Source organism: Streptomyces sp. MspMP-M5 (assembly GCF_000373585.1).
GTDB lineage: Bacteria > Actinomycetota > Actinomycetes > Streptomycetales > Streptomycetaceae > Streptomyces.
This window is the reverse complement of the sequence record NZ_KB891928.1, coordinates 21,021-28,408: the sequence shown is the minus strand read 5'-3', so window position 1 is coordinate 28,408 and position 7,388 is coordinate 21,021. Positions and strand designations below refer to the sequence as shown.

Sequence of the window (7,388 nt, the reverse complement as noted above, 5' to 3'; positions counted from 1 at the left end):
TTCCTCCTGCGGCGCCTTCGACGCACCCGCCGACATCTCGGCCATCACCTCGGCGACCGTCTCTCGGGCGATCCGCAACCGCTCCAGCCTCTCCCGAGCCCCCTCCAACCGCTCCGTCAAATCGGCGAGTTCGGCCTCAAGCTCCCCCCCCGACTCCCGGGCGGCCGACTCACGGGCCTCCAACTCCTCGAACAACGAACCCATCCGCCAGCCCTCCTCCACCGCCACGGTAGAGACGTGCAGCACCGGAGACACCCCCCGTCAGCGTTCCGTCGACTCAACCTTTCCCTTGAAAGAATCCACACCCAACAGCAGCCGCCGCCTCAGTGGTATGCCGAAGGTCAGCTCCTCGGCAGGCTGGGCGGCTCGATCCCGGAGGGCGAACGGCCTGGTTGTCCAAACCCAAGCGCCATGATGGCAACGCAGGCACAGTCATGGCATGAGACGCAGCGGTACCTCCACGAGTGACAGGCTGCGTGTTCCGGGCATCCGTGGGAAGCCGCTTTGCTTCACCGTTGCCTGGTGGAGCTTACGGCGCGGACGACGTGGGCTCCCGGCTGCCGTGGCGTGTTGGCCGGGGCCCCGAAATAGCGGGCGGCCAAGGCACTCCGGCCCAGGTCCTCGACCGTGGTGAAGCCGGTATCTCTGAGGTCCGCCGCCAGTTGGTCGGCGTCGAAGTAGGTCAGCCACGGTTCTCCCAGTGCAGCGACACGGGCCGCCCTGACGTCATGTGCGGCGCGCTCGTCAGGCGGTAGGGCGCTGGGCGGGTCGCCGTAGTCGAACACGATCTCGGCACCGCCGGGCAGTTCCGCCACGGAACGGAGGGTAGCGAACACGTTCTCCCGAGTGAGGTACGGGACCACGCCGAGCCAGCTGAAGAAGGACGGGCGGTGCGGATCGAACCCCGCGGCCCGCAAACCATCGGTGAGAGTCCGCTGTGCGAAGTCCACCGGCACGAACGTCAGCGACGGTGGCGGGTCGATCCCGGCAGCCGCCAGCCGTTCGCGCTTCCATGCCTGGGTCGACGGATGATCCACCTCGAACACGGTCAGGCCCATGGCGCTGTGCGGGTTCCGGTAGGCAAAGGTGTCCAATCCCGCACCCAACACGACGAGTTGGCGAACCCCTGCGGCAACGGCGGCGTCCAGCGCGTCCTCGGCGAACCGACTGCGTGCTGCGATGAACAGCCGCATCAAGCGCCGCTCGGGATGTGCGCGCGCTTCACGCGCGATGTCGGCCGCGCTCTCACCGAGCAGGCGGATCGCCAGCGGATCGGTGAAAACACGGCCGCCCTCTATGACTTGGTGAGCCGCGCGATGGGTGGCCGCGGACCAAGCGGTGCGACTGGGGACTCCGGAGCGCATGACAGCCAGCTTAGCCCTCCCCATGACACGTAAGAGCGGCGACGTGGGTGACCGTCAACTCTACAGATCCATCCTGGCTGCGGCGCCAGGGCTGGCCGGCGAGACGGAGCGGCCGGAAATCGGGACGAACTTGCAGACGGTGGTGAGCCCAGCGTCCGGCTGCGGGCAAGTGGTGCCCTCACCGTTAGGTGATACGCGAGAAGACCGCCAGTTTGTGACGGCGCGTCAGATTCGGTGGCGGTGGCGGTGGGTGCCGACACCGGGAGTGACGACGGACGCTCTTATCTTTCACTTAGAACGTTCCCTTAGCGTCTCGTTCATGATGATGCAACGTGGTGCAGTCGGATCTGTTGTCCTCACGGCCGCGGCCTTGACGGCCACCGTTGGAGTGGCCACCGCGGCTCCCGCCCCCGACAAGGCCGCCGCCTCGGTGTCCCACGGCAAGGTGACGGACAACCTGTACATGTCGCTCGGCGCATTCGAGGATGCCACGTCCGGCGAGGACCCGAAGGTCAAGGCCATGATCGACCGTACGGACATCGGCGGCGTACAGGTGGTGGTGCCCTGGAAGGCCCTTGAAGGGAAGAAGGGGGAGTACAAGTGGTCGCGGCTGGAAAATGCCCTGAAGTATCTCCAGGAACGCCATAAGGAACTGTTCGTCCAGGTTCAGGATCGGTTCTTCGATGTAGCCATGAAGGACGCCAACGTTCCTCAATACGTGAAGGACGAGGGCGGGGTCGCGCCGACGGTTGATGAGAACCCTGACAACCCCACCACCCATGGGGCCATGGCCGCGCAGTGGAACAAAGAGGTGCGAGCAGACTTCCAGGCCATGCTGAAGGCGATGGCGGAGAAGTTCGACGGCAAGCTCGCCGGCGTGAACCTTCCGGAGACCGCGGTCGAGGTGGACACCAAGAAGGATCAGACCAAGTACACCTCGAAGTCCTACATCGATGCCGAGATCGACAACATGCGCTACGGCAAGAAGGTCTTCACCAAGACGCAGTTCATCCAGTACATCAACTTCCTGCCGGATGACGACGACCACAAGCGCATGAAGGAGATGTTCGACCTCGCCAGGGACAAGAAGATCGGCATCGGAGGACCGGACACCCTGCCGGACCGGAAGTACCAGATGGAGAACTCCTACAAGTTCCTCCACGAATACAAGGATGCCCTTCCCCTTGTCGCGATGGCCGTCCAGGAACCCGACATCCGCGCCAAGGACCCCAAGACCGGTAAGCCGTTCACCCGCGAACGGTTCACGGACTTCGCCCATGACTACCTCGGTGCGCGCCACATCTTCTGGACCACCGAATCAGACTGGCTGCAGAATCCCCCGGCATGACACGTGCACGAGTGCGGCTACTCAGACCCGCGTGAGTGACCGAGCGCTCCCAGGGGGGCATAGCCTCGCGATGTGATCAACACATGCCCTACGGGAATTGCGCAGCATTCTCCCCACTTCGGTCCGTGTGGCCGCCGGCGAGTTACGCGGACAACGTCAGCTGACCGTCACCGATCCAAGGGCCCGCCGACCTGACGGTCGGCGGGCCCTGAAACACGCTGAGCTCGTGCAACCTCAACGTCGAGCACGAAACCCAACACTTTCTGGAGGTCTTCAGGCCCGCGGTAATGCACCCCCGTCATCCCCAGCGCGACTGCGGCCTCGACGTTCTCCAGACGGTCATCTACGAAGAGGCACCGCTCCATGGCGATCTCCGCTTGCTCGGCGGCGATTTCATAGATCTCGCGGTCGGGCTTGACCACGCCCACCCGGGCGCTGCTGACCACGTGATCCGCGAAATCCGACAGCCCCAACGATTCAAGATCGCTCTCCAGCTCAAGGGTTGCGTTGGTGACCAGGACAAGCGGCATGTGTTCCCGGACCCGACGAAGCATGGTGACGACCACGTCGTCAGCCCAGAAGGGCGCCTCGGCGAGGGCTGTTCCGAGCTCACGGGCCTGCAACTGCGAGACCTCCCCCGCCAGCCCCAGCACGATGGAGTCAACCCACTCTTCCTTGCTGATCTTGCCAAGAAGCAGTGGCAGGTCCGCCTCCGGCGCATACGCCACCCGCGCAGTTGTCCCCTCGGCCAGACCGGCCACCCGTTCCAGCTTGGCCACATGGGTCATGTCATAGAAGCGGATCACGTTGTCGAGGTCGCACAACACCGCGTCAAACGGCCTGCCGGATGCGTTGAGAACGGTCATTGCCCCTGAATAGCACAGTGATCAGCAGGCAGCCGATGGCCTGCATCGTTGCTGGCGGGCGGGTGCGTCGCGGTCGCAGGCTGACAGGCGGTCGACGAGTTCGCCGACGGTCATCTCACGCGGGTGCGACTCCAAGGCGTTCTCCAAGCTGTAGCGGGCGGACAAAACACCCAGCGGCGGAGGAAGGGTAATGCGTCATGTACGGAACGCAGGGCGCGGTAGGGAGGTCATAGAGGGCGAGATGTGGCCAGGACCTGGGCGACGGCAGCAGCGATGATCTCCGCTGGGGTCTCCGTGTCGAAGGACATCCGGTACCCGGGGAGCTTCGCGGTGCCAGTGACAGCGATCACCGAGCCCTCGCCGTCGCCGCCGGGCCGGCCCATAGGGAACCAGCCGAGGTAGAGCCGTCCTTCCCGGGAGTTGATGTGGACATCCGCCCGGTCGTCCACGACACCCTTGAAGTCAGCGTCCGTGAACTGGTCGATCACCTGCCCCGGCTGGCCGGGGCCCAGCTTCCAGGAGTGCAGCCGCAGGGCCTCCACTGTCGTGACGAATCCGGGTGAAGTTACTCAGGTTGAACTCGTGATGTCCGGTGCTTTGATCGCGTCGTGATCCATGGTCAGGCTGGTGGGTGGGAGGCAGCCGTCGATCAGGTGGGGCCGATACCGGATCTTCTTCAGCTTGCGCTTGATCACGCGGGTGAGGTGTGCGAGGTCGGCGGCGGCGAAGTCGGCCAGGTGCCTCTTGAGAAGCCCGGTGGGCTGTCGACCCGGAGGGCCTGGCGGCGAGCGGCGCCACCAGGCCCCTTGGGTGCTTCGGGTTACTTCCGGACGGTCAGGATCCGGTACTGCGCGGGCTCATCCGCCGTGTACGGCCGGTCGGCGTGGCATTCGAGAATGCTCACCCGGCCGTCGTCGACCAGCGTGCCCAGGTGCTGCTCGAAGTCGGTCTCGTCGAGGTAGCGCCTGCGGGTGCTCAGGAGGACCAGGCCGTCGGGGCGGGTCACCCGTATCAGCCCGTCGACGGCGGCGGGCCGCACATGACCTGGGGTGAACACGCCGCAGCATACGGTGACGTCGTAGGTGTCCTCGGCGATCTCGCGCAGGCCGAGGTTGAGGTCCACGCCGCTGGCGAGGATGCGGTAGGCGTTGGTCTTGGCGGCGAGGGAGATCATGTCGTGGTTGAGGTCGATCCCGTCCAGGGCCGTCACACTGCGCTCGTCCAGCAGCTGTCCCACCAGCCCGGTGCCGCAACCGGCGTCCAGGGCGGTGAGTCCGCCGCAGCCGGAAAGGTGCCGCGGCACCACGGAGGCGAAGAGGTCGGTGATGACGTGGGGGCCTTGATAGCGGACGTTGTGCACGTCCCGGTCGTATGTCGCGGCCCAGGAGCCGTAGTACGTCGTCAGCTGCTCGGTAGTGCCGTCGAGCCGGTGGGACCCGGCGACGACGTCGTGACTGACGACGTTCTGGCCGATGACGTCCTGGTTATCGTTCACTCGGACACGCTCCCAGCTCGCTCGTGCACTTGGCGTGGAAGTTGTTGATGTTGCGCTCCATGTGGCGGGAGAGCACGGTACGGGTGAACGCGGGGGATTGGCAGCCCGAGGTGTATGCGTTAGGCGGTCGACGGCAGAAGGGCCCGCTCCGTCGCGGTGGCCGCTCACGTGCGACCGGCACCCCGCCGACCTGCACCGATGCGTACGTCGGCACTCGTCTACAGCTTCCGTGTCGGCGTGGTGATCGGCCGCTCACCACGCCGACAGTGAATGGTGGCGCCTACCTACCCTGTGCTGTAGATGAGGAGGTAGTTCGCGCCGCTGGACCGCGTGATGGATCCTCCAGGGATGGCGCAGTTCAGTATCTGGTCGCTTGCGCGGATGAAGAGCTCACAGACGTTCGCACCCTTGAACTTGCCGCCTGTGACGGTGCCACATGCGAGCCCTCCCCGCTGTCCGAAGAGACTGACCGCGGTGATGGTGTCGAGTTTGTAGGTGGACGTGTCGGTTGTGCCCACGTACTCGACGGTGCCTGTGGCGTTGATGGCGGTGACCGAGTTGCAGCTGGTGGTGAGGTTTCCGCTGTCCGAGGTCCGGGTGACGCCGATTCCCGTGTCGACGACGCAGACGTCGTAGCTTGCCGCGTCGTCGAAGGGAACGATCCCAGGCACTGCGGTTACCCCACCACCCTTGTAGTTGGTGTTGGCGGTGGCCGGCCCGCAGAACACGTTCAGGGTCAGTCCTGCCACTTCGATGTCTTCAGTCAACTTCTCCATTTTTCTGTCCTCTTCTTGAGGTGTAGGTGTTTGCTCGATACGTCGTTCTCGGCCTGCCTCTCCTTTCCTCGGTACTTCGGGTCCCCGCTCCCGGCGGTCGACTCATCACGATGACCGCCGGAGTCATCACGCTTCGGTTGTGGCTGAGGGCGGCCCGGGTGGTGGCGCCAACCGGACCATCTGCTGCAACAGCGACTGGATCTGGGTCAGCTCCTCGGCACTGCCGAGGTACCGGTAATTCCCGACAATGTCGTCGGCGGCGACGAATACCGCGGTCGGGGTGGCGGTCACACCGAACAACGTCGTCAGCGTGGTGTTGGGGTCAAGGAGCACCCGCGTTCGCAGCCCGCGCTGCTCGGCGAGGCGCCGGCACGGTTCGCGCTCGGCCGCGCAGACCACGATCACTTCGCCGCCGGCCTCGGCGGCCAGGGCATCCAGCCGGTCGAGCGCGGACGAACAGGGCAGGCATCCGGGCTTGGTGAACAACATGACCCGGCGTTGCCCGGCAAAATCGCCACTGCCGACCGTCTGCCCGGACAGATCCACGGCGGAGAAATCCGGCATTGGCCGGCCGGTCCGCATCCCGGGGGCAGGAGAAGGGGATCCGTTGGGTGGGACGGACGCGGCGCCCGTCTGCGGGGGTTTGTGGACGGCGCGAGTGAGTCCCAGCAGCACCAGCCCCTGGAAGACAACCAACAGCCACAGCGCCAGATACGACAGCAGCAACCCCGTGGACATCACACATCACCTCCGGATTCGATTCACGCCGAATTCTCTATGGCCTAACGGCAGATGGCAGATGACTAGGAACGTCGCATGACGATGACCGAATACACCGCGCTCAATGCGTCGGTTTCGCTCCGCGCAGCACGGCAAGGAGCTGAGGGGCATACAGCAGCCACCCGACCACCATCGCGACGCCCGATGCCAGTCCTAACGTCGCCACCAACTCGGCGGACCGGTTTTCCCCGACCCGTAGCGGTGGAACCCCCGCCAGGAGACTGGACGCGGCCACGAAGACTACCCCCACTGCCAACAGCCCGATCCTGGCGAGAATGGGCCATCCGATGCGCTCACCCCGGGCGCCGAAGCAACCGCAGGAGATGGCCCGTCCCCGGCGCAGATTGACCGTCACGCCCACTGCAAAAGCCAGCAGGCACAGCCCGGCGCCGCCAAGTCCGAGCATCAGGGGCCAACCCGCCGACACAGCCATTCCGACCAGGAGTTCCGCGGCGATCAGTGACACCGCCGCCACGTTCGTGATCGAGCGTGGCGCGATTCGATATTCCGCCACCGTCTCCGCGAATATTCTCGGAGTCGTCACTTTTGACGCTCCCGCAACAAGAAACACCGCGCCCACATCGAGCTGCACTATATGAGTCAGCCAGACCAGCCCATTACTCGCCATCGCCTCTCCCTGTGTCTCCTCGCAGATTTCAAGACAAGAAGCGTATGAGGCCCCTCAGTATGCATGGCTGAATATAGACCGCAACCCGATATGCGCTTCGAACATTTCTTCTAGTATCCCTGTCATCCAAT

The 7,388-nt window shown here is 64.8% G+C and carries 8 protein-coding genes and 2 pseudogenes; 1 reads left to right on the top strand and 9 read right to left on the bottom strand.

Annotation, left to right across the window (positions count from 1 at the left end):
* Positions 1-246: pseudogene (locus tag B073_RS0131975) on the bottom strand (hypothetical protein); the annotation flags it as partial.
* Positions 247-509: 263 nt separating this feature from the next.
* The gene (locus B073_RS0131970; RefSeq protein ID WP_037813392.1) at positions 510-1,364 is read right to left on the bottom strand and encodes a class I SAM-dependent methyltransferase; all 855 of its coding nucleotides are present in this window, start codon (positions 1,362-1,364) and stop codon (positions 510-512) included.
* 319 nt (positions 1,365-1,683) lie between these two features.
* On the opposite strand from B073_RS0131970, the gene B073_RS0131965 reads away from it, so the two are divergent.
* Positions 1,684-2,712 carry a hypothetical protein gene (locus B073_RS0131965; protein ID WP_234025221.1) on the top strand — a complete coding sequence of 343 codons (1,029 nt, stop codon included), beginning with the start codon at positions 1,684-1,686 and terminating at the stop codon, positions 2,710-2,712.
* A 167-nt stretch (positions 2,713-2,879) separates the two neighbouring features.
* Here B073_RS0131965 and B073_RS0131960 read toward each other — a convergent pair whose 3' ends face one another.
* The 7 genes and pseudogenes from B073_RS0131960 to B073_RS0131930 form a co-directional block, all read right to left on the bottom strand.
* Positions 2,880-3,578: an HAD family hydrolase gene (locus tag B073_RS0131960; RefSeq protein WP_018542153.1), complete on the bottom strand. Its 699-nt coding sequence runs from the start codon at positions 3,576-3,578 to the stop codon at positions 2,880-2,882.
* A gap of 227 nt (positions 3,579-3,805) precedes the next feature.
* The gene (locus B073_RS41860) at positions 3,806-4,120 is read right to left on the bottom strand and encodes a DUF317 domain-containing protein (protein ID WP_018542152.1); all 315 of its coding nucleotides are present in this window, start codon (positions 4,118-4,120) and stop codon (positions 3,806-3,808) included.
* Positions 4,121-4,147: 27 nt separating this feature from the next.
* Positions 4,148-4,363: pseudogene (locus B073_RS49450) on the bottom strand (IS630 family transposase); the annotation flags it as partial.
* Positions 4,364-4,398: 35 nt separating this feature from the next.
* Positions 4,399-5,073, bottom strand: a complete 675-nt coding sequence (locus B073_RS0131945) for a class I SAM-dependent DNA methyltransferase (RefSeq protein WP_018542150.1) — start codon at positions 5,071-5,073, stop codon at positions 4,399-4,401.
* 284 nt (positions 5,074-5,357) lie between these two features.
* Entirely contained in the window at positions 5,358-5,849 is a 492-nt protein-coding gene (locus B073_RS0131940) for a hypothetical protein (protein WP_018542149.1), read from the bottom strand.
* Positions 5,850-5,975: 126 nt separating this feature from the next.
* Positions 5,976-6,587 (bottom strand): peroxiredoxin family protein, encoded by a 612-nt coding sequence (locus B073_RS0131935; RefSeq protein ID WP_018542148.1) that lies wholly within the window; start codon positions 6,585-6,587, stop codon positions 5,976-5,978.
* A 103-nt stretch (positions 6,588-6,690) separates the two neighbouring features.
* Entirely contained in the window at positions 6,691-7,257 is a 567-nt protein-coding gene (locus B073_RS0131930; protein WP_018542147.1) for a MauE/DoxX family redox-associated membrane protein, read from the bottom strand.
* Positions 7,258-7,388 lie beyond the last annotated feature (131 nt).